Origin of the sequence: Streptococcus sp. Marseille-Q5855 (assembly GCF_946901985.1) — a bacterium.
In the GTDB taxonomy this organism is placed as follows: Bacteria; Bacillota; Bacilli; order Lactobacillales; family Streptococcaceae; genus Streptococcus.
This window is the reverse complement of sequence record NZ_CAMPPR010000006.1, coordinates 548,432-574,727: the sequence shown is the minus strand read 5'-3', so window position 1 is coordinate 574,727 and position 26,296 is coordinate 548,432. Positions and strand designations below refer to the sequence as shown.

Here is a 26,296-nt window from a genome sequence, read left to right as displayed (position 1 = left end):
GGTATACTAGTATTGTCTTAAACAGAAGGAGTATTTATTAACCATGAAGAAAAAAATCTTAGCCTCGCTTTTATTAAGTACAGTAATGGTTTCCCAGGCAGCAGTATTGACGACTGCCCATGCAGAAACGACTGATGACAAAATTGCTGCTCAAGATAATAAAATTAGTAACTTAACAGCACAACAAGAAGAAGCACAAAAACAAGTTGATCAAATTCAGGAGCAAGTATCTGCTATTCAAGCAGAGCAATCTAACTTGCAATCTGAAAATGATAGATTACAAGCAGAATCTAAGAAACTCGAGGGTGAGATTACAGAACTTTCTAAAAACATTGTTTCTCGTAACCAATCTTTGGAAAAACAAGCTCGTAGTGCTCAAACAAATGGAGCCGCAACTAGCTATATCAATACCATTGTAAACTCAAAATCAATTACAGAAGCTATTTCACGTGTTGCTGCAATGAGTGAAATCGTATCTGCCAACAACAAAATGTTGGAACAACAAAAGGCAGATAAAAAAGCTATTTCTGAAAAACAAGTAGCAAACAATGAAGCAATCAATACTGTAATTGCTAATCAACAAAAATTGGCAGATGATGCTCAAGCATTGACTACTAAACAGGCAGAACTAAAAGCTGCTGAATTGAGTCTTGCTGCTGAGAAAGCGACAGCTGAAGGGGAAAAAGCAAGTCTATTGGAACAAAAAGCAGCAGCTGAGGCAGAGGCACGTGCAGCTGCGGCAGCAGAAGCAGCTTATAAAGAAAAACAAGCTAGCCAACAACAATCAGTACTTGCTTCAGGTAATACAAACCTAACAGCACAGGTACAAGCAGTATCTGAATCTGCAGTAGCACCTGTTCAGGCTAAAGTACGTCCAACATATAACACGGATGCCTCAACTTATCCAATTGGAGAATGTACCTGGGGAGTTAAAACATTAGCACCTTGGGCTGGAGACTATTGGGGTAATGGAGCACAGTGGGCTACAAGTGCAGCAGCAGCAGGATTCCGTACAGGATCGACACCTCAAGTTGGAGCAATTGCATGTTGGAACGATGGTGGATATGGACACGTAGCGGTTGTTACAGCTGTTGAATCAACAACACGTATCCAAGTATCAGAATCAAACTATGCAGGTAATCGCACACTTGGAAACCACCGTGGATGGTTTAATCCAACAACGACTTCTGAAGGTTTTGTGACATATATTTATGCAGACTAATTACAGAGGGACTCGAATAGAGCCCTCTTTTTCAGTTTTTACCAGGGACAATAACGAGGTAAATTCCCAAACTAAGTTCCACCGCTAGTAGAAGTGGAAGTTAATCTGATAAAAATTGTAAAAACCAGTGGAAATCCATGTCAGGGTAAGTTCCACTGGTTTTACTAATGCTTGATTTTATTGCTTTTGTAGCCAAAATGAATCGAAAAAAAGAGCGCACAAAATCCTCTTATCTGAAAGCGTTTCAGATTAAGTTCCGCTATGGTGGAAGTTAGTGTGAGACGTTTGAATAGGGTTTTAGGTTAGTTTTTAGAACTTATGTTGGAGTAATTTAGAAGACTGACAGACGTCTTCTGCAGGTATTTTAGAAATGCCGAGAAGCTTAGGAATTTCTTCTCCATAAGTAAAGGCAAAGAGTTCATAAGCTGACTTTCCATTCAAAGCAGCACGTTTGACGCTGTTGACATGAGAGCAGACGAGATTGATGTCCTCTTGAGTTAAATTGTCAAAAGAAGTTCCTTTAGGTAGAATGTCGCGAATCAGCGTGTGATTTTTCTCAATTCTCCCTTTCTGGTCAGAGCGATTAGGGTCACAAAAGAAGAGTTTACTCTCTCCTCGCACATCCATTTCGATGTCATCAACCCTGGCAAACTCTCCACCATTATCTGTCAGGATGACAGGGAAGAGTTGGAAGAAATTTTTATCCGCTTCATGAAGAGTGTTCTTGATGGCATAGAGGTGTTTGGTAACCTCAAGGGCAGTTTTATTCCCCAGAAGCCTAGCGAAGATAAAGTTACAGAAAGATAGATTAAAGGTGAGTAGGACTTTACATCCTATCCTGCCCATAACGGTGTCCATTTCCAACCAAGAGTCTAGTTGGTTAAGGGATAAATAATTTTGGAAATCCTCATAGGAGCGGCCTTTTTGGGCTTCTTTAGGAATGGAAGGTAGCTTACTTTTTCTTCTTTCTTTAAATTTAACGGCTCTGGCTAGGTCAATAGGAGCGATAGACAGGTACCCTTTTCGGATGTGTCGATAGACAGTTGAGGAGCTAACATCGAGGTTATGAGTTTTCAGAATATGATAGATGTGTTGTCCCTTTTTAACCCCATCAGAAATGACTTTATCTATGTCCCAGAAAGTCTGAGAATTAAGAGGAGTTCCTTCACGAGCTTCGACAAGAGTTTGTTCGTATTGTTTTTGAGCTTGCTTAGCGAGGTAGAAGATCTTCTTATAGCCACAATTCTGTCTTCTTTTAGGGCAGCCGTTACAGACAAAGGGAGATTTGTCGAGTAGAGGGCAAGGAAGGTTATGGCATGTAGACTCTCGGATTTGTCTGTTTCGTTTGACTTCTTTAGAAACAGTAGTCGGGTCTTTTAGAATGGATTGTCCAATAGCTTTGAAGGTTTCACTGCGCTCTAAACCTAATTGGATATCATTACGGTCTGAAAGGGTAAGGTGTTTATGTTTTGTCATAGTAGACCTCGTTTCTAACTCAAACGTCTCACACTTAATTCCACCATAAAAATCCGTTTTAGACTAATTTCCACTTTGGTCAGGCAAGTGGAAGTTACTTTGAGAAGTTACAGGGACAATAACGATTAAAAATCCCATCAAAATAGCTTGAAAATATCGAAAAAGTATGGTAGAATAAAAATTGTCGTGTGAACGATAATACTCATTCTTGATGAATTGTGAAGCAGTTGCCCTTGGGTCGTTTTGCGAGTTGAAGTCAAGAAGAGGAAAAAAACAAAAAGGAGAAATACTCATGGCAGTAATTTCAATGAAACAACTTCTTGAGGCTGGTGTACACTTTGGTCACCAAACTCGTCGCTGGAACCCTAAGATGGCTAAATACATCTTTACAGAGCGTAACGGAATCCACGTTATCGACTTGCAACAAACTGTAAAATACGCTGACCAAGCATACGACTTCATGCGTGATGCAGCAGCTAACGATGCAGTTGTATTGTTCGTTGGTACTAAGAAACAAGCAGCTGATGCAGTTGCTGAAGAAGCAGTACGTTCAGGTCAATACTTCATCAACCACCGTTGGTTGGGTGGAACTCTTACAAACTGGGGAACAATCCAAAAACGTATCGCTCGTTTGAAAGAAATCAAACGTATGGAAGAAGATGGAACTTTTGAAGTTCTTCCTAAGAAAGAAGTTGCACTTCTTAACAAACAACGTGCACGTCTTGAAAAATTCTTGGGTGGTATCGAAGATATGCCTCGTATTCCAGATGTGATGTACGTAGTTGACCCACATAAAGAGCAAATCGCTGTTAAAGAAGCTAAGAAATTGGGAATCCCAGTTGTAGCGATGGTTGACACAAACACTGATCCAGATGATATCGATGTAATCATCCCAGCTAACGATGATGCTATCCGCGCTGTTAAATTGATCACAGCTAAATTGGCTGACGCTATCATTGAAGGACGTCAAGGTGAAGATGCAGTAGCGGTTGAAGCAGAATTTGCAGCTTCAGAAACTCAAGCAGATTCAATTGAAGAAATCGTTGAAGTTGTAGAAGGCGACAACGCTTAATTCATATAAATAGTAATTACCTAGGAGGGCGGGGCTTAGCCCGGCTCTCCTATTTTTAAAAAATATAGGAGAATAAAAATGGCAGAAATTACAGCTAAACTTGTAAAAGAGTTGCGTGAAAAATCTGGTGCCGGTGTTATGGACGCTAAAAAAGCATTGGTTGAAGTGGAAGGCGATATCGAAAAAGCGATTGAATTGCTTCGCGAAAAAGGTATGGCAAAAGCAGCTAAGAAAGCTGACCGTGTTGCTGCAGAAGGTTTGACTGGTGTTTATGTTGACGGTAACATTGCAGCAGTTGTTGAAGTAAATGCTGAAACTGACTTCGTTGCGAAAAACGCTCAATTTGTTGAGTTGGTAAACGCAACAGCTAAAGCAATCGTTGAAGGAAAACCAGCTAATAATGAGGAAGCACTTGCTTTGACTATGCCTTCAGGTGAAACTCTTGAAGCTGCATACGTATCTGCAACAGCGACTATCGGAGAAAAAATCTCATTCCGTCGCTTTGCTTTGATTGAAAAAACAGATGCACAACACTTCGGAGCATACCAACACAACGGTGGACGTATCGGTGTTATCTCTGTAATCGAAGGTGGAGACGAAGCACTTGCTAAACAAATTTCAATGCACATTGCTGCTATGAAACCAACAGTTCTTTCATACAAAGAATTGGATGAGCAATTTGTTAAAGATGAGTTGGCACAATTGAACCACGTTATCGACCAAGATAACGAAAGCCGTGCAATGGTTAACAAACCAGCTCTCCCACACTTGAAATATGGATCAAAAGCTCAATTGACTGATGATGTTATTGCTCAAGCTGAAGCTGACATCAAAGCTGAGTTGGCTGCAGAAGGCAAACCAGAAAAAATCTGGGACAAAATCATCCCAGGTAAAATGGATCGCTTCATGCTTGACAATACTAAAGTTGACCAAGCTTACACACTTCTTGCACAAGTTTACATCATGGATGACAGCAAGACAGTTGAAGCATATCTTGAATCAGTTAACGCTTCAGTAGTTGAGTTCGCTCGCTTTGAAGTTGGTGAAGGTATTGAGAAAGCTGCAAACGACTTTGAAGCTGAAGTTGCAGCTACAATGGCAGCAGCCTTGAATAACTAATTATAGAAAGGAAGTAAATTTGCTTCCTTTTTTCTATGCAGTCGATCCTTATAGGGAGAACTTCCTATTTTCAAGGTAAAAATAAAAAGCCCTATAATAAGGGCCAATTGTATTTAGGAGACTAAACTTCAAATTCATAGAGTGCTGTAGAGAGATAACGTTCACCGTTATCTGGTGCTAGAGCAAGGACTTTTTTACCTGAACCTAATTTTTTGGCAATTTCGATGGCTCCGTAGATAGCTGCAGCTGAAGAAATCCCTACAAGGAAGCCTTCTTTTCCACCAATTTCACGTCCGAGTGCAAGAGCATCATCTGATGTTACACGAACAATACCATCATAGGCGTTTGTATCAAGTGTATCAGGAATAAATCCAGCTGAGATACCTTGAATTTTGTGAGGACCAGGTTTTTCACCAGATAGAATAGCAGATTCATCAGCTTCCACTGCATAAACTTGAATGTTTGAATTTGCTGATTTGAGTGCATGAGAAACACCAGAAATTGTTCCACCGGTACCAACCCCAGCAACAAAGGCATCTAATCCATCTTTACCGAAAGCAGCTAGTATCTCAGCTCCTGTTGTTCTTTCGTGTACTTCTGGATTAGCTGGGTTGTCAAATTGAAGAGGAAGGAAACCATCACGTTCAGCAGCGATTTCTTGAGCCTTAGCAATAGCACCTTTCATTCCCTCGCTACCAGGAGTTAGGACGAGTTCAGCACCATAAGCTTGGATAATCTTACGTCGTTCCACACTCATAGTTTCAGGCATAACGATAACAACTTTATACCCTTTAGCAGCCCCTACCCATGAAAGTCCAATACCAGTGTTTCCACTTGTTGCTTCAACAATAGTAGAACCAGGTTTCAGAATACCGTCTTGTTCAGCTTTTTCAATCATGCTAAGAGCAATACGGTCTTTTACAGAAGAACCAGGGTTAAATGCTTCAAGTTTTACATAGACATCTGCAGCACCTTCTGGCACAATGTTGTTTAGTTTAACAATCGGAGTTTGACCGATTAGTTCAGTAATGTTGTTATAAATAGACATATGAATACCTCTTTGTATAAGATATATCTAGTATAACGCTATCTATACCATTTGTAAAATATAGAAATCCTATCGAAGTGATAGGATTTTTTTATATCACAGGTCTAAGCCATTAATTTTTAAGCGATTGTGATAAGTTAATTTTAGTAAATAGGTGTAAAGAAGAAAGTTATCAGTTTTCTTTTTGAATTGCTTCATTTTCTAGTAACTCTTGGCAAGAACCTTTTTATGTTGCTAATTAAAGTAGCGGTGAAAATATCAGTGAAACACTGTATTATCTATTGTTTACACTAGGTTTACAGGAACCTCAACTTCGCGTAAACCTTGATCAGTTAAAGTGACTTTTCCATTAAAAAACTCCACCAGTGCAGCTTTAATAGTTTCTTTTTCTTCTTTATCAACATAAATCATCGTATCGACTTGATCTGTAAAATTTGTATCTAGCTCCATGAGATTATGTTCTTTAAGGAAGTTACTGTACTCTTGGTACTGAGCATAAGACATTTGAATAGCAATGCCAGCTTGTTCCTTTATTTCAATGATGCCAATTTCTTTGACGGCTAAGGCAACACTGCCTGCGTACGCACGAATTAGTCCTCCAGCGCCTAGTTTAATACCACCAAAGTAGCGTGTCACGACCACACAGACATTGGTGAGATTGTGATTTTCTAGTACCCCAAGCATGGGAACACCAGCAGTGCCACTAGGCTCGCCATCATCACTTGTACGTTTGATTTCACTACGTTCCCCAATAATAAATGCAGAGCAGTTATGCGTAGCTTTGTAGTGTTCTTTTTTGATAGCAGTAATGAAGTCACGAGCCTCTTCTTCGCTATAAACACGCTTGGCATGACAGATAAAGCGGGATTTTTTGATTTCTTCTTGGACTTGACCGTCCTCTTTAATTGTTCTAAATTCCATGATTTAATTGTACTAAAAAATCATCTAAAGCGCTAGGTTTTTACGAATAAAGAAGTATGAAAGTAAATCCAAATTATCTCGGTCGTTTGTTTACGGAGAATGAATTAACAGAAGAAGAACGTCAGTTGGCGGAGAAACTTCCAGCAATGAGAAAGGAGAAAGGGAAACTTTTCTGTCAACGTTGTAATAGTGCTATTTTAGATGAATGGTATTTGCCCATCGGTGCTTACTATTGTAGGGAGTGTTTACTGATGAAGCGAGTCAGGAGTGATCAAGCTTTATACTATTTTCCACAGGAGGATTTTCCGAAGCAAGATGTTCTTAAATGGCGTGGTCAATTAACTCCTTTTCAAGAGAAGGTGTCAGAGGGACTGATTCAAGCAGTAGACAAGCAGGAGCCAACCTTAGTTCATGCGGTAACAGGAGCTGGAAAGACAGAAATGATTTATCAAGTAGTGGCTAAAGTGATTAATGGAGGTGGTGCAGTGTGTTTGGCTAGTCCTCGCATAGATGTTTGTTTGGAGCTGTATAAGCGCCTGCAACAGGATTTTTCTTGCGGAATAGCTTTGCTACATGGAGAATCGGAACCTTATTTTCGAACACCACTAGTTGTTGCGACGACCCATCAGTTATTGAAGTTTTATCAAGCTTTTGATTTGCTGATAGTGGATGAAGTAGATGCTTTTCCTTATGTTGACAATCCCACGCTTTACCACGCTGTCAAGAATAGTGTAAAGGAGAATGGATTGAGAATCTTTTTAACAGCGACTTCGACCGATGAGTTAGATAGGAAGGTTCGCATAGGAGAACTAAAACGATTGAGTTTGCCAAGACGGTTTCATGGAAATCCGTTGATTATTCCTAAACCTGTCTGGTTATCGGATTTTAATCACTGTTTAGAGAAAAATCGGTTGTCACCAAAGTTAAAGTCCTATATTGAGAAGCAGAGAAAGACAGCTTATCCGTTACTCATTTTTGCTTCAGAAATTAAGAAAGGGGAGCAATTAAAAGAAATCTTACAGGAGCAATTTCCAAATGAGAAAATTGGCTTTGTATCTTCTGTAACAGAGGATCGATTAGAGCAGGTACAAGCTTTTCGAGATGGAGAACTGACAATACTTATCAGTACGACAATCTTGGAGCGTGGAGTTACCTTCCCTTGTGTTGATGTTTTCGTAGTAGAGGCCAATCATCATTTGTTTACCAAGTCTAGTTTGATTCAAATTGGTGGACGAGTTGGACGAAGCATGGATAGACCGACAGGAGATTTACTTTTCTTCCATGATGGGTTAAATGATTCAATCAAGAAGACGATTAAGGAAATTCAGATGATGAATAAGGAGGCTGGTCTATGAAGTGCTTGTTATGTGGGCAGACTATGAAGACTGTTTTAACTTTTAGTAGTCTCTTGCTTCTGAGGAATGATGACTCCTGTCTTTGTTCAGACTGTGATTTTACTTTTGAAAGAATTGGGGAAGAGAACTGTCCAAATTGTATGAAAACAGGTTTGTCAACAAAGTGTCAAGATTGTCAACTTTGGTGTAAAGAAGGAGTTGAAGTCAGTCATAGAGCGATTTTCACTTACAATCAAGCTATGAAGGATTTTTTCAGTCGGTATAAGTTTGATGGAGATTTCCTTTTAAGAAAAATTTTCGCTTCATTTTTAAGTGCGGAGTTAAAAAAGTACAAAGAGTATCAATTTGTAGTCATTCCCCTAAGTCCTGATAGATATGCTAACAGAGGATTTAATCAGGTTGAGGGCTTGGTAGAGGCAGCAGGCTTTGAGTATCTGGATTTACTAGGAAAAAGAGAAGAGAGAGCCAGTTCTTCTAAAAATCGTTCAGAGCGCTTGGCGACAGAACTTCCTTTCTTTATTAAAAGTGGAGTCACTATTCCTAAGAAAATCCTACTTATAGATGATATTTATACTACAGGAACAACTATAAATCGTGTGAAGAAACTGCTGGAAGAAGCTGGTGCTGAGGATGTAAAAACATTTTCCCTTGTAAGATGAGGAAAAAATTTGCAAAAATAGAATGAAAGCGTTATAATAAAATCATAAAAACAAAAATGTTTAGAAAGAAGGTACTCATATGATTAAATATAGTATCCGTGGTGAAAACCTAGAAGTAACAGAAGCAATTCGTGATTATGTAGTTTCTAAACTCGAAAAGATCGAAAAGTATTTTCAAGCTGAACAAGAGTTGGATGCTCGAGTTAACTTGAAGGTGTATCGTGAAAAAACTGCTAAAGTGGAAGTAACGATTCCGCTTGGCTCTATTACTCTTCGTGCAGAAGATGTGTCTCAAGATATGTATGGTTCAATTGATCTTGTAACTGATAAAATTGAACGTCAGATTCGTAAAAACAAAACAAAAATAGAGCGTAAAAATAAAAATAAGGTAGCAACTAGTCAATTATTTACAGATGCCTTGGTGGAAGATTCAAATGTTGTCCAGTCTAAAGTTGTTCGTTCAAAACAAATTGATTTAAAACCAATGGATTTGGAAGAAGCTATTCTACAAATGGATTTGTTAGGACATGATTTCTTTATCTATGTGGATGTTGAAGATCAGACAACCAATGTGATTTATCGTCGTGAGGATGGCGAAATTGGTTTGTTAGAAGTTAAAGAATCTTAAGAAAAATGAAATATAAAAAGTGGTTTACTTTCGGGTAAATCACTTTTTATATTTCAAGAAAGAGAGAGTTTGTGTAGCTAATTGAAATTAAAGTTGAACGTATTGGGTGCTAAAATATTGCTAGTAATTGGATTGAATTTCCTAGTCAATTTGTTTAGATTTTATTTCACTATATAAAGCGATTATGTCTAGTTTAAGTATTTTTTATCTATTTTGTCTTTTGTAATACAAGTAGCTATGAGGAGTAATAGATATCTAAATAATTACTGAGACATTAGAGGGTATGTAGATTGTAGAATGGAAGTTTGGAAGAAAACAGTTATTGATTATATAAGATAGGGCTGATTTGTTGCTATGGATAAATTTTCAAAAAGTAAGTGGAAGAACTATCTATAAATTCAACTTATAGCTCTATTCATTTTTATTAAGTAGACAAAATACTGGTTGAAGAGATAGAATGGATTTGTCAACAAATAGCGAGCAATAAAATGTAAGCGTTCTTAAAATAAAAGAAGGAGTCATTACTATGGCAACAAAACAAGAAATTTTACGTGAACTATATCCTGAAGATCTTTTTCATTACGCTGATGGTTTAACATTAGGGGAAGCTGAAGTACTACAAGAAACTCGTCGTTTGATTGAAAAACATCTACGTCCAGTTATCAACGAATACTGGGAAAAACCTGATTTCCCATTTGAAGAATTTTATGCTGTCGCTAAGGGTGCTCAAATCATGAACAATCCAAAATTGTTTGAAGGTCGTGAAGGAAGCTATAAGCCATCTGAATTGTACATCACATTTTTATATTTGGAACTAGCTCGCTTCGATGCTTCAATCGCAACGTTCTATACAGTTCATGGAGGACTTTGCTATAACACTATTTTATTGGGTGGGGATGAAAGACAACAGAAAGAATTTCTTCCTAAGTTGGCTTCATTTGACTGGCAAGGATGTTTTGCCTTAACAGAACCGCTTTCTGGATCTGATATTGCTGGTGGTCTATCAACAACTGCTGAGCGTGTTGGAGATAAGTGGATTTTGAACGGAGAAAAGCGTTGGGTTGGTGGCTCAGATACAGCAGATGTTGTTCCTGTATTTGCTCGTGATGTGGCAGACGGTAAGGTGAAATGTTTTATTGTCCGTAAAGGTGCTCCTGGCTACCATGCAGAGCCTATTCCACATAAGATTGCACTGCGTTGTATCCGCAATGGTCATATTACAATGAAGAATGTAGAAGTTCCAGACTCAGATCGTTTGGTTAACATCAATGGATTTGGAGATGTAGCACGTATTCTAACATTTACTCGTGCCGATGTAGCGCATATTGCTATGGGAGTAACATGTGGTTCATATGTGGCAGCTCTTAAATATGCAAAAGATCGTCAACAGTTTAAGCGTCCGATTGCCAAATTCCAAATTGTTCAAGAAAAATTAGCTAGAATGCAAGCTAATGCTGTAGCAGCTCTTGCTTACTCAACTCGTATTGCTGAAATGCAGGAAGAGGGTAATGAGTTGATGCTCAATTCTGCTCTAGCGAAAATGCATAACTCCTTAGTAATGCGTGAAACAGTAGCTCTTGCGCGTGAAACATGTGGTGGTAATGGTATTACTTTGGAAACAGATGTGGCACGATTCTTTGCAGATGCGGAATCAATCTATACTTATGAAGGTTCGCACGAAGTCAATGCTTTGATTGTAGGTCGTGAAATTACTGGATTGGGTGCATTTGTTTAATAGAACTAGGACGATTGAAGGGTTTGTTTTCAATCGTCCTTGCTTCATAACGTGATTTACTTAGAATAAAAAGGAGAAAAAATGATCTCAAATGTAATGATAATTGGCTCTGGTCAGATGGGAAGTGGTATTGCTCAAGTATTTGCTCAAGCTGGATTTACGGTTTATTTGAATGATATCAAAGAAGAATTTGTTCAACGAGGATTGAATAACATAACAAAACAGTTGGAACGTTCGGTTGAAAAAGGACGTCTATCTGCAGATGAGAAAGACAAAGTGGTTGCCAATTTAATTCCTTCTACTTCATATGAAGATGCGAAAAATGTACAATTGGTTATCGAGGCTGCGACTGAAAATCGTGATATTAAACTCAGTATATTTAAACAATTGGACGAAATCACAGATTCTAAAACAATTCTAGCATCAAATACTTCCTCTCTATCTATCACAGATATTGCAGCCGCAACTAAGAACCAAGAACGTGTGATTGGAATGCACTTTTTTAATCCTGCTCCAGTGATGAAATTAGTTGAAGTGATTAAAGCTTTGCAGACTTCGGATGAAGTAGTGGCAGAAATCCGTGAACTTACAAAGAAAATTGGAAAAACTCCTGTTGATGTTAAAGATTCTTATGGATTTGTAGTAAACCGTGTATTGATTCCTATGATCAATGAAGCTATTTATATCTTAGGAGAAGGAGTTGCTAGTGCTGAAGAAATAGATGAGGCAATGAAACTAGGTGCGAATCATCCTATTGGTCCCTTAGCTTTGGCCGATTTGATTGGATTGGATGTTTGCCTTGCAATTATGGGTGTTTTGAACCAAGGATTTGGTGATCAAAAATACCGTCCTGCTCCTCTTTTGAAGAAAATGGTAGAGGCTGGAAAATTGGGACGTAAGTCAAAAGAAGGGTTCTTTACTTACTAGAAAAAATGGAGGTAGTCATGAAAGATGTAGTTATTGTATCGGCGGTACGTACTCCTTTGGGTTCCTTTGGAGGAAGCTTGAAGAATATTTCAGCTGTCGAATTGGGCTCTTTGGTAATTAAGAGTGTTTTGGAAAAAGCGAATATTAAATCAGAGCAGGTAGATGAAGTGATCATGGGGAATGTCCTAGGCGCAGGTTTAGGTCAAAACGTGGCTCGCCAAATGAGTATTCATGCAGGACTCCCTGAATTTACACCAGCTTTTACTATCAATAAGGTTTGTGGTTCAGGTTTGAAGGCAGTACAATTGGCTGCTCAAGCTATTCAGTGTGGGGATGCTGATATTATCGTAGCTGGTGGGGCAGAAAATATGAGTCAAGCTCCATACGTATTGCCAAACTTCCGCTGGGGAGGACGCATGGGAGACTCTAACGTTGTTGATACCATGATTAAAGATGGGTTGTCTGATGCCTTCAACGAATATCATATGGGGATTACAGCTGAGAATGTGGCTGAAGAATATGGTATTAGCAGAGATGATCAAGATGCTCTTGCTTTAGAATCACAAAAAAGAGCAGTGGCAGCTATAGAATCTGGACGCTTTAAAGAAGAAATTGTTCCAGTGGTCATTCCGCAACGTAAAGGAGATCCGGTTGTCTTTGATACAGACGAATTTCCTAGAAAAGATGCCAGCTTGGAAAGCTTGTCTAAGTTACGTCCTGTTTTCAAAAAAGACGGTTCTGTTACGGCGGGGAATGCTTCTGGTATCAATGATGGAGCAGCAGCTGTCTTGGTCATGAGTGCTGACAAAGCTGAAGAATTAGGACTTCCAGTGATTGCTCGCATTCGTTCTTATGCAAGCGCAGGTTTGGATCCTAAGATTATGGGATGTGGACCGATTTATGCGACACGCAAGGCTCTTGAAAAAGGCAATTTGACAGTTGATGATCTTGACTTGATTGAGTCAAATGAAGCTTTTGCCGCCCAGGCTTGTGCGGTTGGTAAAACGCTTGGTTTCAATACAGATATTGTCAATGTTAACGGTGGTGCTATTGCTCTTGGTCATCCAATCGGGGCTTCAGGTTGTCGTATCCTAGTGACTCTTGTACATGAGATGATGAAGCGCGATGCCAAAACTGGATTAGCGACTCTATGTATTGGAGGCGGTATGGGCACAGCTCTTATCGTTGAACGCTAATGAACTATTTATGTCGTGTGTCTTTCTTTTAATATACCATTATTAAATAGAGTTTTATTTGGAAACTGATAATTCTTATACCTTATCACGCATGCTCTTCATGATGCTGCGTGATAAGGTATTTTTGATAGTGTAAGTTAGTAGCAGCCATGGAACATAGATTAAATTAAGATCTAAGTCTGCTGGATAAGAATTGTAGTAGAGCTGTTAGGAAAAGGCGTTTAAGAAGTAACTTCTATATTAAAGTGAAACAAGAATTTAACAATTTAATTTTTGAATTCAAATCAATTAGTTTAGAAACGATATTGCACTAGTCCAGATTCACTTCGCTATATATTTTCCTAGACTTAAGGTAGTTGATATTGTTGAAATGAACTATTTTTTAATGCTCATATATGTATTTATGTGATTGCTATCGTTCATTTGATGGGGATTATTTGAAGCAAAATTAAACTATAAGCTGTACTTATAGAATTATAAACTAAGATTAAGTAGACGAATTGATTTAAATGAGTTATCATAAAAATGTAAGCTCTTACATTTGGTATCGGTATTTGTTGACACTGTACTCTGTACTCAAAAAAAATTAAGTAGGAGCAGAATAATGAGTAAAACAGTTTTATTAGAGCAGAAGAATGGGATTGGTTACCTTACAATAAATCGTCCAGCAGCTTTGAATGCTTTAAGTTCAGAAGTTTTGACTGACTTAAATCATGTTTTAGACAAAATTGAAGCAAGTGATGATATTCGTGTTGTGATTGTGACTGGACAAGGTGAAAAAGCATTTGTTGCAGGAGCGGATATCAAAGAGATGGATCAAATGTCTCCTATCCAAGCACATGATTATATGACCTATGCTAATGATACGTTTACCCGTCTATCTGAACTAACGCAACCAACTATTGCAGTTCTAAACGGTTATGCTTTAGGAGGTGGTTTGGAATTAGCTCTATCAACAGATATTCGTATTGGTTACGAAAAGACCACTGTAGGATTTCCAGAGGTAGGCCTAGGTATTATTCCAGGATTTGCTGGAACACAAAGAATGTCTCGCTTAATTGGTACCAGCAAGACAAAAGAACTAATTTTTACTGCTAGAATGGTTAAAGGTCAAGAAGCCTATGAATTAGGCATCTTGAATAAATTGGTGGCAGCCGAGGAATTGTTGACAGCAGCTGAGGAATTGGCAGTCTCTATTATGAAAAACGCTCCTTTGGCAGTTGAAAAAGCCAAGCATATTATTCAAGTTGGATCAGAACTCCCACTGAAAAATGCGATTCGATTAGAAACAGAAGCTGAAGCTCTCCTCTTCTCAACAGAAGATAAGGTAGAAGGAATGCGCGCTTTTGTTGAGAAACGCAAAGCTGAGTTTCAGCGTAAATAGAAAGAGGAGATAGAAGATGCAAGTTGTAACATTATCGGATGCAATTTCCTTGATTCACTCAGGAGATAAAGTAGGAATTTCAGGTTTTCTTGGAGTAGGGGAACCACTTGAATTGATTGAAGAATTGGTTTCTCAAAACCAGCAAGATTTGACATTGGTATCAGTCGTAACATCTCAACCTGGTAAGGAAGTCGGTGTGGGGCGTCTTTGTGAAAATCACCAAGTTAAAAAATACATTGCAGCTCACGTAGGAACGTCTGCAGCAGCTCAACACGAGTATTTCAGTGGAAATATGGAAGTTGAATTTACTCCAATGGGAACTGTTGTTGAACGATTACATGCAGCTGGAGCTGGTCTAGGAGCAGTATTGACACCAACAGGTGTAGGTACTATTTTGGAAAAAGATCAGGAGAAGGTTACTCGCAATGGAAAAGAATATTTAATTTATGATCCATTGAAGATTGATGTAGCTTTGATTAAGGCTACGAAGGCAGACAAGTATGGGAACTTATACTTGGACGGTACGACAAAAAATATTTCACTTCAGCTAGCTTTGGCAGCTAATACAGTCATTGTAGAAACTAATGAGTTGTTAGAAGTGGGAGAAATTGATCCTAATGATATTTACATCCCAGGTATCCTTGTCGATTATGTTGTTCAGGGATTGTCTCCAGAAGAGCATCATAAAATGATGGGTGATTTGTGGACAGAGACTAAGAAACTTGCGGGGGTAAACTAAAATGAAGGCAAAAGAAATTATTGCAAGACGTGTGGCGCTTGAGTTTAAAGATGGGGATGTTGTGAATCTGGGCTTTGGTATTCCAAATGCATCTGCCGATTATATCCCTGAGGGAGTTAATGTCATTCTTCAAGCAGAAAATGGAGCTCTTCGTTTTGGGGAAACCCCTACCAAAGATGGATACAATGCAAACTTGGCAAATTCGGGAGGTGCCCCAATCACCTTGTTGCCAGGAGCCGCCTTGTTTGATTTGCAAACATCTTTTGCGATTATTCGTGGAGGTCATGTGGATGCTACAGTATTAGGTGCACTTGAAGTGAGCCAAGACGGTAGTATCGCAAACTGGATTATTCCAGGTAAGTTTGCCCCAGGTATGGGTGGTGCTATGGACTTACTGGTTGGAGCAAAACGTGTTATTGGTGCGATTCAACATACGACAGGGGATGGTCAATCAAAATTGTTGAAAGAGTGTACCCTTCCTTTATCAGCTAAAGGAGTATTGGATTTGATTATTACTGATTTAGCTGTTTTTGGAATCCAAGATGGTAAATTCTTATTGAAGGAATTAGCTCCTGGTGTGACTTTAGAGGAAGTCCTTGAAAAGACAGACGGAGATGTTATTGTTTCAGATGATTTGAAAATCATGCCTATTTGATAATGAGCAATCGTTAGGAAGCTATTTTTTTCATAGTGTGGTATGATATATATTGATAACTTTTGTAAGCGATTTATAAATGAGAGTGCAATAGTTATCTAACAGACTATACCTAATGAAAAGAGGTTGAAAGATTTCTAAATTATATGATTTGCTATAAGATTTAATTATTGGGTAGCTTGTATAAATAACGGAGATAGAACTGAGCTTGTGTTAGTTTAGAGTTTCCTGTTTGCGTATAAGTTTGGTGAAAAAGATAGTATCTATAGTAGCGAAGGAAAGAGAGGTGATTGGCCAGTGGATATTATTCAAATGAATTATTTTATCAATATTATAGAATGTGGATGTAATCTTTCCATTGCTGCGAAAAAAATCCACATCAGTCAGTCTGCCTTAAGTCAGTTTGTAACAAATTTTGAAGCGACTGAAGGGGTTCAGTTATTTCATAGAAAAAATGGGAGATTAGAAAGTCTCACTGGAGCTGGAAGAAAGATTTATCGGTTTGCTACTGAGATTGTGAATCGTCATGAAGAAATGCTTTCCATGATTCATAGTGAAGCGCAAAAACAAAAAGGGACAATAAACCTTGGAATTCCATCCTTGATTTTACGTGTGTATTTTGCTAGTTTGCTTCCACAATTTTTCAAAAATAACCCTCATATCCATATACAAGTGACAGAAGGAGGGGGAAAAGAAATTCGTCAAAAAATGACGGAAGGAGATTTGAGCCTAGCATTTTTGATTGAGCCTACCTTGTTGGATACAAAGAAGTTTGATCAGCATGTTATCCAACTGGATGAGTATGTTGCTTATATGGATAAAAATCATCCACTTTCAGATAAAGGATTGCTGGAATGGTCAGATATATCTGACTATGAGATAGCAACCTTTAATAAGTCCTTTACTACTTATGATTTGGTTACTGAAAAATTCGCTTCACAGGGAATTTCTCCTAAATTTGCTTATCTTTCCTCTACATGGGACTTTTTGGTTGAGTCAACTTACCAAACGGACTTAATCGCGATTTTACCTAAACCGATTAGCCATCTAGTAGATAGTAGTCGCTTTAAAGCAGTGACTTTTAAAGATCCGATTCCATTTAATATTTGGTTTTGTAGACCATATAAATCTTCCTATAGTGAGGTTGAATCATATGTTTACGAAGAGCTATTGAGGGATTATTACCAACCTGTTGCTGATAATTAAATTGAGGTGAAGATGATGATTGATAATAATGCCTTGGAGCATGAACTGGATGCAGAGTTACGGAATTTACTTTTACCCTATTTGAGGAACAGGGAGGATGAAAATCAATTTCCGAGAGAGTTACTCTCTAAATTTATTGATAAATATAATATTTTTTCCTCTTGTGTAGATAGTCAGCTTGATGGGGCGACTGTACCTTTTCTAACTCTTATTCGTCTGATTGCAAAGTATTTTCCAGCATTTTCTACAATTTTATTGACTCAAGCTTACTATGGAATCTACCCTTTTATGCGCTTTGGAACCATAGACCAGCAGTCTCATTATCTTGAATCATTAGTCAAAGGTGAGAGATTAGTAGGCTTGGGATTCTCTGAAGGAAAATCCATGGAAAGTTTGTCAGTAATTGAAACTACTGCTGCGAAAACAGCTACTGGTTGGCGTTTATCAGGTGAAAAATCAATTGTGTCTAATTGTCGATTTGCTGATATTTTATTGATCCTTGCGAAGATAGAAGCAGATGGGGGAAAAGATTCTTTTGGTTTTTTCATAGTCGATACAAGAGACCCAGGTGTTGTTATTGGTGATGACATTAGTAAACCAGGTCTAAAGGGGTTACCCATCAGTTCTGTTGCCTTTGACAATGTGCTTCTGACGCAAGACAGATTATTGGGTTTGAGCTTATCAGGTGCTGAACAATTGAATGATATTCTTCAAAAATTACAGCTTGGTCTTAGTGCAGTCTCCCTCGGAGTTGCTGAAGGTGCATTTGAAAAAGGATTGTCTTTTGTGAAAGTTAAACGTGGATTTGGCAAGCGTTTACTAGATGCAACTGTTTATCAGTATCAGTTTGCAGACTTGTATACAAAATTGTGTTCAGCAAAAGCGTATTTTAATTCGTATCAAGATAACATGGGAGATGCACTTTTGTTTGTATGTCAGATTAAACTTTATACAACAAAAGTTGCCTTGGAGATTTCTGAGGATATTATTCGGTTGATGAGCCCTCTGCATACTGTGGAAGATATTCCCATTGACCGGTATTTAAAAGATGCTAAAACGCTTGAAATGTATGGTAAATCAGGAGATTCGATTCGCAAGCGAATTGCCTGTCAGTGGCTAAAGGAGTAAAGAATGACAAATCTCACACTACAGGAATACCAGTTCCATGATATGAAGTTGACTTGGCTACGTGGTGCAGATAAATTAACTGATGCAGGAACACTTTTTGGCCCTGTTCCTAAAGTTGTATGGTCGCGCTATTATCCAACCAATGAGGATAATATGATGGCTGAGCTAACAGATCCAATTTTGATTCAATATAAGGAGAAAAATTACCTTATTGATACTAGTTTTGATACAGCTAAATTATCAGAAAAACAAAGACGAAATTTAGGTATTTTATCAGAGAGCAGGGTTGAGGAGAGTTTGGAACTCTTAGGATTGACTACTAGTCAGATTGATGTTGTTCTCATGACTCATATGCATCATGATCATTCAGGTGGTTTGACCTATAGGGATGTCTCTGGAGACTTGGTATCCAAGTATCCCAAAGCAAAAATCATTGTAAACGATGTCGAATGGTATGAAATGCGAAATCCTAATAATCGGACAAAAGGCACTTATCTTAGAGAAAACTGGGAACCAATTGAAAAGCAAGTAACAACTTTTTCAGAATACATTAATGTGATTCCAGAAATTCAAATGATTCGTACGAGTGGTCATAGTAATGGTCATAGTATTATTCTATTGAAACAAGGAAAGGATACGATGATTCATATGGGAGATTTGATGTTGACACATGTTCATCGGAATTCTCTGTGGGTTCCTGCAGTGGATGATTACCCTATGAAATCAATCTTGGCAAAAGAGAAGTGGCTCCGTCAAGCTTTTGAAAATGACTATAAATTTTTCTTTTATCATGATCAATTTTTAGCAGTCGCCCAGTTTGATAAAGAAGGTAAAGAATTTGTAGATTATGTGCCACGCTCTCGACCTCCAATAATTCCTTTTACAGATAGGCAAGATCGCAAACCAATTTTTTTAGGATAGTCGTATATAAGGAGACAAATGATTTCATTTTCTTGTTGACTTGGATCAGGTGGGATGACTACCCATACGCCAACAAGAAGCAACAGAAAATAAAGGAGTATTCACATGTCTATTACAAAACTTTTACAAATTAAATATCCAATTTTTCAAGGAGCTATGGCTCAAATTTCTCATTATCAATTAGCTGCAGCTGTATCAGAAGCTGGGGGATTGGGAATTATTGCCTCCGGTGGGATGACTGGAGAACAGTTACGTGAAGAAATTCGTGAGTTAAGAAAGTTGACAGATAAGCCTTTTGGTGTCAATATTATGTTGATGATGAAGAATATCAAAGATATTGTTACAGTTATTATCGAAGAAAAAGTACCTGTTGTTACAACTGGGGCGGGAACACCAAAACATGTCATGCCTTATTTGAAGGAAGCTGGAATTAAGGTTATTCCAGTTATTGCTAGTGTGAAACATGCTCAAAAAATGCAAGAACTCGGAGTTGATGCTGTTATTGCAGAAGGTTCAGAAGCAGGTGGTCACATCGGAGAAAGTAATACTATGGCTCTTATCCCGCAAATTGTAGATGCTGTTACGATTCCTGTTATCGCAGCAGGAGGAATTGCGGATGGTAGAGGGCTAGCTGCAGCCATTGCTTTAGGAGCAGCAGGTGTACAGATGGGAACTGTTTTTCTAGCTTCAGATGAGTGTCCGATTGCTACAGAGTACAAAGAAGCAGTTTTGGAGGCAAATGACACGGCAACTGCTGTTACTGGACGGATTGCTGGGGCACCAGTTCGTTGCATCCGAAATGCCATGACTGATCATTATATTGAATTAGAGCAAAAAGGAACTAACCGTGAGGAATTAGAGGAAATTACTATCGGATCTCTTTCTAAAGCGGTTTATGAAGGAGATACAGAAAATGGTTCAATGATGAGTGGTCAGATTGCGGGGTTAGTCAAAGAAATCAAACCTTGTAAGTTTATTATAGAGTCTATTGTAAGCCAAGCTCAAGAAAGATTGAAAGGTCTTCAGATAGAAGTTGGAGAATAGTCTCTTTTAGTTAAAGAAACTATCGTTAATGAAGAAAATAGAGGATGACTACTTCTTCCTCTATTTTTTATGTTCAAATCAAGAAGAAATAGAGACTGAATGTATAAACTCACAGCTAAACTGTTAATGCTAATAGCCATAAACTTCTTTAAAAGTCGCTTTTTGAGGGTTATTATGGTATAATGGGTGCCAAGAGGTTTGGAATGAAAAAATTTTATGTAAGTCCAATTTTTCCTATTCTAGTAGGATTGATTGCGTTTGGAGTCTTATCCACTTTCATTATTTTTGTTAATAATAATCTGTTGACGCTTTTAATTTTGTTTCTTTTTGTAGGAGGCTATGTTTTTTTATTTAAGAAACTGAGAGTGCATTATACAAGGAGTGATGTAGAACAGATACAGTATGTAAACCACCAAGCGGAAGAAAGTTTGACATCTCTATTGGAACAGATGCCTGTAGGTGTTATGAAATTGAATTTATCTTCTGGAGAGGTTGAGTGGTTTAATCCCTATGCTGAATTGATTTTGACCAAGGAAGATGGCGATTTTGATTTGGAAGCTGTTCAAACGATTATCAAGGCTTCAGTAGGAAATCCGTCTACTTATGCCAAGCTGGGTGAGAAGCGTTATGCTGTTCATATGGATGCTTCTTCCGGTGTTTTGTATTTTGTAGATGTATCCAGGGAGCAAGCCGTAACAGATGAATTGGTAACAAGTCGACCAGTGATTGGGATTGTCTCTGTGGATAATTATGATGATTTGGAGGATGCAACTTCTGAGTCAGATATTAGTCAAATCAATAGTTTTGTAGCTAATTTTATATCAGAGTTTTCAGAAAAATACATGATGTTTTCTCGTCGGGTAAGTATGGATCGATTTTATCTATTTACGGACTATACGGTGCTTGAGGGCTTGATGAATGATAAATTTTCTGTTATTGATGCTTTCAGAGAAGAGTCGAAACAGAGGCAGTTGCCCTTGACCTTAAGTATGGGATTTTCTTATGGCGATGGAAATCATGATGAAATAGGGAAAGTTGCTTTGCTTAACTTGAATTTGGCTGAAGTACGTGGTGGCGACCAGGTGGTTGTCAAGGAGAATGATGAAACGAAAAATCCAGTCTACTTTGGCGGTGGGTCGGCTGCGTCCATCAAGCGCACTCGTACCCGTACTCGATCAATGATGACAGCCATATCTGATAAGATTCGTAGTGTGGATCAAGTGTTTGTAGTTGGACATAGAAATTTAGATATGGATGCCTTGGGCTCTGCTGTAGGTATGCAGTTATTCGCCAGCAATGTGATTGAAAATAGCTATGCTCTTTATGATGAAGAACAAATGTCTCCAGATATTGAACGAGCTGTTTCATTCTTAGAAAAAGAAGGAGTTACGAAGTTGTTGTCTGTTAAGGATGCAATGGGGATGGTGACCAATCGTTCTTTGTTGATTCTTGTAGACCATTCAAAGACAGCCTTAACATTATCAAAAGAATTTTATGATTTGTTTACACAGACCATCGTTATTGACCACCACAGAAGGGATCAGGATTTTCCAGACAATGCAGTTATTACTTATATCGAAAGTGGTGCAAGCAGTGCCAGTGAGTTAGTAACAGAATTGATTCAGTTCCAGAATTCTAAGAAAAATCGTCTGAGTCGTATGCAGGCAAGTGTTTTAATGGCTGGTATGATGCTGGATACTAAAAATTTCACCTCACGAGTGACTAGTCGGACATTTGATGTTGCTAGCTATCTCAGAACGAGAGGAAGCGATAGTATTGCTATCCAAGAAATCGCTGCGACAGATTTTGAAGAATATCGTGAGGTCAATGAACTGATTTTACAGGGGCGTAAATTAGGTTCAGATGTATTGATAGCAGAGGCTACGGACTCGAAATGCTATGATACAGTTGTTATTAGTAAGGCAGCAGATGCCATGTTAGCTATGTCAGGTATTGAAGCGAGTTTTGTTCTTGCGAAGAATACACAAGGATTTATCTCTATCTCAGCTCGCAGTCGTAGTAAGCTGAATGTACAACGGATTATGGAAGAGCTGGGAGGTGGAGGCCACTTTAATTTGGCAGCAGCTCAAATTAAGGATTCAACCTTGTCAGAAGTAGGTGAAAAACTGACAGAGATTGTATTAAATGAAATAAAGGAAAAGGAGAAAGAAGAATGAAAGTAATCTTTTTAGCAGATGTCAAAGGAAAAGGTAAAAAAGGCGAAATTAAGGAAGTACCAACAGGGTATGCGCAAAACTTTCTTATCAAAAAGAATCTAGCCAAAGAAGCAACTGCTCAAGCTGTAGGTGAACTTCGTGGTAAACAAAAATCTGAAGAAAAAGCTCATGCTGAGATGATTGCAGAAGCAAAAGCAATTAAAGCCCAATTAGAAGCAGAGGAAACTATTGTAGAATTTGTTGAAAAAGTTGGTCCAGATGGTCGTACCTTTGGTTCGATTACCAATAAGAAGATTGCAGAAGAATTGCAAAAGCAATTTGGAATTAAGATTGATAAACGTCATATTCAAGTACAAGCTCCGATTCGAGCGGTTGGTTTGATTGATGTGCCAGTGAAAATCTATCAAGATATCACAAGTGTAATCAATCTTCGTGTGAAAGAAGGATAAGTTTACACCTTCTTGACAAGATTGTAAAAGGAAGGGAAGTCTGATGGCAGAAGTAGAAGAGTTACGAGTACAACCTCAAGATATCTTAGCTGAGCAATCTGTTTTGGGGGCTATCTTTATTGATGAGAGTAAACTTGTTTTTGTGCGAGAATATATTGAGTCTCGGGACTTTTTTAAGTATGCCCATCGTTTGATTTTCCAAGCTATGGTTGATTTATCCGATCGTGGCGATGCTATAGATGCAACAACGGTTCGTACTATCCTTGATAATCAAGGTGATTTGCAGAATATTGGTGGCCTGTCTTACCTAGTTGAGATTGTCAATTCTGTGCCAACTTCTGCTAATGCGGAGTATTATGCTAAAATCGTTGCAGAAAAAGCAATGCTACGGCGAGTAATCTCCAAGTTGACAGAGTCTGTCAATCAAGCTTACGAGGCTTCGCAACCAGCTGATGAAATCATTGCTCAGGCAGAAAAAGGGCTGATTGATGTCAGCGAAAATGCTAATCGAAGTGGATTTAAGAACATTCGAGATGTGTTGAATCTCAACTTTGGAAATCTGGAAGCTCGCTCGCAACAAACGACCGATATTACAGGTATTGCGACAGGCTATCGTGACTTAGATCATATGACGACTGGACTTCATGAGGAGGAGTTGATTATCCTAGCAGCCCGTCCAGCGGTTGGTAAGACAGCCTTTGCCTTGAATATTGCTCAGAACATTGGGACTAAGTTAGACAAAACGGTTGCTATTTTTTCACTGGAAATGGGTGCGGAAAGTCTAGTGGATCGTATGTTGGCGGCAGAAGGTTTGGTGGAATCGCATTCTATCCGTACGGGTCAATTGACTGATGAGGAGTGGCAAAAGTATACCATTGCTCAAGGTAATTTAGCCAACGCCAGTATCTATATCGATGATACGCCAGGGATTCGAATTACAGAGATTCGTTCTCGCTCTCGTAAACTGGCTCAAGAAACGGGCAATCTAGGTTTGATTTTGATAGATTACTTGCAGCTTATCACGGGAACTGGGCGAGAAAACCGCCAACAAGAAGTTTCAGAAATTTCACGTCAGTTGAAAATCCTAGCCAAGGAATTGAAGGTTCCAGTAATCGCTCTGAGTCAGTTGTCTCGTGGTGTAGAACAACGTCAGGATAAAAGACCAGTCTTGTCTGATATTCGTGAATCTGGGTCTATTGAGCAGGATGCTGATATCGTAGCCTTTCTCTATCGTGACGATTACTATGAGCGTGGTGGTGAAGAAGAGGACGGTATCCCAAATAATAAGGTGGAAGTTATTATCGAGAAAAACCGTAGTGGAGCTCGTGGAACAGTGGAATTGATTTTCCAAAAAGAATACAATAAATTTTCAAGTATCTCAAAAAGGGAGGCATAAAATGACAGATGCATTTACAGATGTAGCTAAGATGAAAAAAATCAAAGAGGAAATCAAGGCACATGAGGGTCATGTAATTGAAATGACTTTGGAAAATGGACGTAAGCGCCAAAAAAATAGATTGGGTAAGCTAATTGAAGTTTATCCATCCCTATTTATTGTGGAATTTGGGAACGTTGAAGGAGATAAACAAGCTAATGTTTATGTTGAATCCTTTACTTATTCAGATATTCTTACAGAAAAGAATTTGATTCATTATCTTGACTAAAGTGAGAAATTTTCTCACTTTTTCTTTTTTCTCCGAATAGTTTAAGTGAAGGCAATCTTCGATTTATACTCTTCGAAAATCAAATTCAAACCACGTCAGCTTCGCCTTGCCGTACTCAAGTACAGCCTGCGCCTAGCTTCCTAGTTTGCTCTTTGATTTTCATTGAGTACTATATTATTTTCAAGGAGGAAGAATGAAAATTTTACCGTTTATAGTAAGAGGGACAAGTTATTACTTGAAGATGTCAGTTAAAAAGCTTGTTCCTTTTTTAGTAGTAGGATTGATGTTAGCAGCGAGTGATAGTGTCTATGCCTATTCTGGAGGAAATGGATCGATTGCGCGAGGGGATGATTATCCTGTTTATTATAAAAATGGGAGCCAGGAGATTGATCAGTGGCGCATGTATTCTCGTCAGTGTACTTCTTTTGCAGCCTTTCGTTTGAGTAATGTCAATGGTTTTGAGATTCCAAGGGCTTATGGAAATGCGAATGAATGGGGGCATCGTGCTCGTCGTGAAGGCTATCGTGTAGATAATACACCGACGATTGGCTCCATTGCTTGGTCTACTGCAGGAACTTATGGGCATGTTGCCTGGGTGTCAAATGTAATGGGAGATCAGATTGAGATCGAGGAATATAACTATGGTTATACAGAAGCCTATAATAAACGAAGTATAAAAGCAAATACGATGACAGGATTTATTCATTTTAAAGATTTGGCTGGTGGCAGTGTTGGGAATAGTCAAACCTCAGTTTCAACAGGAGGAACACATTATTTCAAGTCTAAGTCTGCTATCAAAAATCAGCCACTAGCTAGCGCAACTGCGATTGATTACTATTATCCTGGGGAGAATGTTCATTATGATCAAATTCTCGAAAAAGACGGCTACAAGTGGTTGAGTTATACAGCTTATAACGGAAGCTATCGTTATGTTCAATTGGAGGCTGTGAATAAAAATCCTCTAGGTAATTCTAGTCTTTCTTCAACAGGAGGAACACATTATTTCAAGTCTAAGTCTGCTATCAAAACTGAACCCCTAGCTAGCGCAACTGCGATTGATTACTATTATCCTGGGGAGAAGGTTCATTATGATCAAATTCTCGAAAAAGACGGCTACAAGTGGTTGAGTTATACGGCTTATAACGGAAGTCGTCGCTATATCCAGCTAGAGGGAGTAACCTCTTCACAGAATTATCAGAATCAATCAGGAAATAGCTCTAATTATAGCTCAAATAATGGATTGACTGTTGGTTGGAAGAAAATAAATGGTAGTTGGTATCATTTCAAATCAAATGGGTCTAAATCAACGGCATGGTTGAAAGATGGTTCTAGCTGGTATTATTTGAAATCATCTGGTGAAATGCAGACAGGATGGTTAAAGGAAAATGGCTCGTGGTATTATCTGGATAGTTCAGGGGCAATGAAAACAGGCTGGTATCAAGTTTCTGGTAAGTGGTATTATTCTTACTCTTCGGGTGCCTTAGCTGTCAATACGACGGTGGATGGCTACAGAGTAAACAGTGATGGAGAACGAGTATAGAAAATTGGAGTAGGAAATTTTTCCTGCTCTT

Annotated in this window: 24 protein-coding genes and 1 pseudogene; 21 read left to right on the top strand and 4 right to left on the bottom strand. The window is 38.5% G+C overall.

The features are described 5' to 3' along the window. The first annotated feature begins 43 nt into the window (after positions 1-43). Complete coding sequence (pcsB, locus tag OC529_RS09190) at positions 44-1,222, top strand: peptidoglycan hydrolase PcsB (RefSeq protein ID WP_173212950.1); 1,179 nt, start codon at positions 44-46, stop codon at positions 1,220-1,222. A 309-nt stretch (positions 1,223-1,531) separates the two neighbouring features. Here pcsB and OC529_RS09185 read toward each other — a convergent pair whose 3' ends face one another. Further along, a complete protein-coding gene (locus OC529_RS09185) occupies positions 1,532-2,698 on the bottom strand; it encodes an IS30 family transposase (protein WP_262081246.1) in 1,167 nt (388 codons plus the stop codon). 292 nt (positions 2,699-2,990) lie between these two features. Here OC529_RS09185 and rpsB point away from each other — a divergent pair, with 292 nt between their 5' ends. Both rpsB and tsf read left to right on the top strand, forming a co-directional pair. Then, positions 2,991-3,770, top strand: coding sequence for a 30S ribosomal protein S2 (gene rpsB / locus OC529_RS09180; RefSeq protein ID WP_000268466.1), 780 nt, complete (start codon positions 2,991-2,993; stop codon positions 3,768-3,770). Between the two features lie 78 nt (positions 3,771-3,848). Beyond that, positions 3,849-4,889 carry a translation elongation factor Ts gene (tsf, locus tag OC529_RS09175; RefSeq protein ID WP_000808091.1) on the top strand — a complete coding sequence of 347 codons (1,041 nt, stop codon included), beginning with the start codon at positions 3,849-3,851 and terminating at the stop codon, positions 4,887-4,889. A gap of 121 nt (positions 4,890-5,010) precedes the next feature. Here the strand turns inward: tsf and cysK are convergent, their stop codons facing one another. The 3 genes and pseudogenes from cysK to OC529_RS09160 all read right to left on the bottom strand — a co-directional run bounded on the left by cysK (position 5,011) and on the right by OC529_RS09160 (position 6,858). Next, positions 5,011-5,937 carry a cysteine synthase A gene (gene cysK / locus OC529_RS09170; RefSeq protein WP_112444666.1) on the bottom strand — a complete coding sequence of 309 codons (927 nt, stop codon included), beginning with the start codon at positions 5,935-5,937 and terminating at the stop codon, positions 5,011-5,013. Positions 5,938-6,033: 96 nt separating this feature from the next. Beyond that, positions 6,034-6,129, bottom strand: a pseudogene (locus tag OC529_RS09165) (PH domain-containing protein); the annotation flags it as partial. Between the two features lie 93 nt (positions 6,130-6,222). After that, positions 6,223-6,858: a YigZ family protein gene (locus OC529_RS09160; protein WP_000395743.1), complete on the bottom strand. Its 636-nt coding sequence runs from the start codon at positions 6,856-6,858 to the stop codon at positions 6,223-6,225. A 56-nt stretch (positions 6,859-6,914) separates the two neighbouring features. Between OC529_RS09160 and OC529_RS09155 the strand changes: the two genes are divergently transcribed. The 18 genes from OC529_RS09155 (at position 6,915) to cbpD (ending at position 26,265) form a co-directional block, all read left to right on the top strand. Continuing rightward, a complete protein-coding gene (locus OC529_RS09155; protein WP_262081991.1) occupies positions 6,915-8,213 on the top strand; it encodes a DEAD/DEAH box helicase in 1,299 nt (432 codons plus the stop codon). Next, a complete protein-coding gene (locus tag OC529_RS09150; RefSeq protein WP_262081990.1) occupies positions 8,210-8,872 on the top strand; it encodes a ComF family protein in 663 nt (220 codons plus the stop codon). Before OC529_RS09155 ends, OC529_RS09150 begins: the two co-directional genes overlap by 4 nt. 79 nt (positions 8,873-8,951) lie before the next feature. Then, positions 8,952-9,500 carry a ribosome hibernation-promoting factor, HPF/YfiA family gene (gene hpf / locus OC529_RS09145; RefSeq protein WP_050142688.1) on the top strand — a complete coding sequence of 183 codons (549 nt, stop codon included), beginning with the start codon at positions 8,952-8,954 and terminating at the stop codon, positions 9,498-9,500. 526 nt (positions 9,501-10,026) lie between these two features. Further along, positions 10,027-11,235, top strand: a complete 1,209-nt coding sequence (locus tag OC529_RS09140) for an acyl-CoA dehydrogenase family protein (RefSeq protein WP_050242834.1) — start codon at positions 10,027-10,029, stop codon at positions 11,233-11,235. A gap of 81 nt (positions 11,236-11,316) precedes the next feature. Then, positions 11,317-12,162 (top strand): 3-hydroxybutyryl-CoA dehydrogenase, encoded by an 846-nt coding sequence (locus OC529_RS09135; RefSeq protein WP_050242833.1) that lies wholly within the window; start codon positions 11,317-11,319, stop codon positions 12,160-12,162. A gap of 17 nt (positions 12,163-12,179) precedes the next feature. Beyond that, positions 12,180-13,358, top strand: a complete 1,179-nt coding sequence (locus OC529_RS09130) for an acetyl-CoA C-acetyltransferase (RefSeq protein WP_050242832.1) — start codon at positions 12,180-12,182, stop codon at positions 13,356-13,358. Between the two features lie 604 nt (positions 13,359-13,962). Continuing rightward, positions 13,963-14,742 (top strand): enoyl-CoA hydratase/isomerase family protein, encoded by a 780-nt coding sequence (locus OC529_RS09125; protein ID WP_175880404.1) that lies wholly within the window; start codon positions 13,963-13,965, stop codon positions 14,740-14,742. 16 nt (positions 14,743-14,758) lie between these two features. Continuing rightward, positions 14,759-15,481: a CoA transferase subunit A gene (locus OC529_RS09120; protein WP_050242830.1), complete on the top strand. Its 723-nt coding sequence runs from the start codon at positions 14,759-14,761 to the stop codon at positions 15,479-15,481. A 1-nt stretch (position 15,482) separates the two neighbouring features. After that, positions 15,483-16,136, top strand: coding sequence for a 3-oxoacid CoA-transferase subunit B (locus tag OC529_RS09115; RefSeq protein ID WP_050242829.1), 654 nt, complete (start codon positions 15,483-15,485; stop codon positions 16,134-16,136). A gap of 297 nt (positions 16,137-16,433) precedes the next feature. After that, complete coding sequence (locus OC529_RS09110; protein WP_160109916.1) at positions 16,434-17,342, top strand: LysR substrate-binding domain-containing protein; 909 nt, start codon at positions 16,434-16,436, stop codon at positions 17,340-17,342. Positions 17,343-17,357: 15 nt separating this feature from the next. Then, complete coding sequence (locus tag OC529_RS09105; RefSeq protein ID WP_175880403.1) at positions 17,358-18,470, top strand: acyl-CoA dehydrogenase family protein; 1,113 nt, start codon at positions 17,358-17,360, stop codon at positions 18,468-18,470. A gap of 3 nt (positions 18,471-18,473) precedes the next feature. Beyond that, positions 18,474-19,391, top strand: a complete 918-nt coding sequence (locus tag OC529_RS09100) for an MBL fold metallo-hydrolase (protein ID WP_050242826.1) — start codon at positions 18,474-18,476, stop codon at positions 19,389-19,391. A gap of 105 nt (positions 19,392-19,496) precedes the next feature. Continuing rightward, positions 19,497-20,435, top strand: a complete 939-nt coding sequence (locus OC529_RS09095; RefSeq protein WP_050242825.1) for a DUF561 domain-containing protein — start codon at positions 19,497-19,499, stop codon at positions 20,433-20,435. Between the two features lie 203 nt (positions 20,436-20,638). Then, positions 20,639-22,612 carry a DHH family phosphoesterase gene (locus OC529_RS09090; protein WP_173212929.1) on the top strand — a complete coding sequence of 658 codons (1,974 nt, stop codon included), beginning with the start codon at positions 20,639-20,641 and terminating at the stop codon, positions 22,610-22,612. Beyond that, positions 22,609-23,061, top strand: a complete 453-nt coding sequence (gene rplI, locus OC529_RS09085; RefSeq protein WP_000864213.1) for a 50S ribosomal protein L9 — start codon at positions 22,609-22,611, stop codon at positions 23,059-23,061. The genes OC529_RS09090 and rplI overlap by 4 nt, the downstream gene beginning before the upstream one ends. Positions 23,062-23,104: 43 nt before the next feature. After that, positions 23,105-24,457 carry a replicative DNA helicase gene (gene dnaB, locus OC529_RS09080; protein ID WP_173269513.1) on the top strand — a complete coding sequence of 451 codons (1,353 nt, stop codon included), beginning with the start codon at positions 23,105-23,107 and terminating at the stop codon, positions 24,455-24,457. A 1-nt stretch (position 24,458) separates the two neighbouring features. Further along, entirely contained in the window at positions 24,459-24,725 is a 267-nt protein-coding gene (locus OC529_RS09075) for a Veg family protein (RefSeq protein ID WP_000128619.1), read from the top strand. 193 nt (positions 24,726-24,918) lie between these two features. Then, on the top strand, positions 24,919-26,265 hold the full coding sequence (gene cbpD / locus OC529_RS09070) for a choline binding-anchored murein hydrolase CbpD (RefSeq protein WP_262081989.1): 1,347 nt from the start codon (positions 24,919-24,921) through the stop codon (positions 26,263-26,265). Positions 26,266-26,296: the final 31 nt, after the last annotated feature.

Coding starts and splice junctions, on each gene's coding strand:
- pcsB (WP_173212950.1), top strand. CDS start 44: ATGAAGAAAAAAATCTTAGCCTCGCTTTTATTAAGTACAGTAATGGTT.
- OC529_RS09185 (WP_262081246.1), bottom strand. CDS start 2,698: ATGACAAAACATAAACACCTTACCCTTTCAGACCGTAATGATATCCAA.
- rpsB (WP_000268466.1), top strand. CDS start 2,991: ATGGCAGTAATTTCAATGAAACAACTTCTTGAGGCTGGTGTACACTTT.
- tsf (WP_000808091.1), top strand. CDS start 3,849: ATGGCAGAAATTACAGCTAAACTTGTAAAAGAGTTGCGTGAAAAATCT.
- cysK (WP_112444666.1), bottom strand. CDS start 5,937: ATGTCTATTTATAACAACATTACTGAACTAATCGGTCAAACTCCGATT.
- OC529_RS09160 (WP_000395743.1), bottom strand. CDS start 6,858: ATGGAATTTAGAACAATTAAAGAGGACGGTCAAGTCCAAGAAGAAATC.
- OC529_RS09155 (WP_262081991.1), top strand. CDS start 6,915: ATGAAAGTAAATCCAAATTATCTCGGTCGTTTGTTTACGGAGAATGAA.
- OC529_RS09150 (WP_262081990.1), top strand. CDS start 8,210: ATGAAGTGCTTGTTATGTGGGCAGACTATGAAGACTGTTTTAACTTTT.
- hpf (WP_050142688.1), top strand. CDS start 8,952: ATGATTAAATATAGTATCCGTGGTGAAAACCTAGAAGTAACAGAAGCA.
- OC529_RS09140 (WP_050242834.1), top strand. CDS start 10,027: ATGGCAACAAAACAAGAAATTTTACGTGAACTATATCCTGAAGATCTT.
- OC529_RS09135 (WP_050242833.1), top strand. CDS start 11,317: ATGATCTCAAATGTAATGATAATTGGCTCTGGTCAGATGGGAAGTGGT.
- OC529_RS09130 (WP_050242832.1), top strand. CDS start 12,180: ATGAAAGATGTAGTTATTGTATCGGCGGTACGTACTCCTTTGGGTTCC.
- OC529_RS09125 (WP_175880404.1), top strand. CDS start 13,963: ATGAGTAAAACAGTTTTATTAGAGCAGAAGAATGGGATTGGTTACCTT.
- OC529_RS09120 (WP_050242830.1), top strand. CDS start 14,759: ATGCAAGTTGTAACATTATCGGATGCAATTTCCTTGATTCACTCAGGA.
- OC529_RS09115 (WP_050242829.1), top strand. CDS start 15,483: ATGAAGGCAAAAGAAATTATTGCAAGACGTGTGGCGCTTGAGTTTAAA.
- OC529_RS09105 (WP_175880403.1), top strand. CDS start 17,358: ATGATTGATAATAATGCCTTGGAGCATGAACTGGATGCAGAGTTACGG.
- OC529_RS09100 (WP_050242826.1), top strand. CDS start 18,474: ATGACAAATCTCACACTACAGGAATACCAGTTCCATGATATGAAGTTG.
- OC529_RS09095 (WP_050242825.1), top strand. CDS start 19,497: ATGTCTATTACAAAACTTTTACAAATTAAATATCCAATTTTTCAAGGA.
- OC529_RS09090 (WP_173212929.1), top strand. CDS start 20,639: ATGAAAAAATTTTATGTAAGTCCAATTTTTCCTATTCTAGTAGGATTG.
- rplI (WP_000864213.1), top strand. CDS start 22,609: ATGAAAGTAATCTTTTTAGCAGATGTCAAAGGAAAAGGTAAAAAAGGC.
- dnaB (WP_173269513.1), top strand. CDS start 23,105: ATGGCAGAAGTAGAAGAGTTACGAGTACAACCTCAAGATATCTTAGCT.
- OC529_RS09075 (WP_000128619.1), top strand. CDS start 24,459: ATGACAGATGCATTTACAGATGTAGCTAAGATGAAAAAAATCAAAGAG.
- cbpD (WP_262081989.1), top strand. CDS start 24,919: ATGAAAATTTTACCGTTTATAGTAAGAGGGACAAGTTATTACTTGAAG.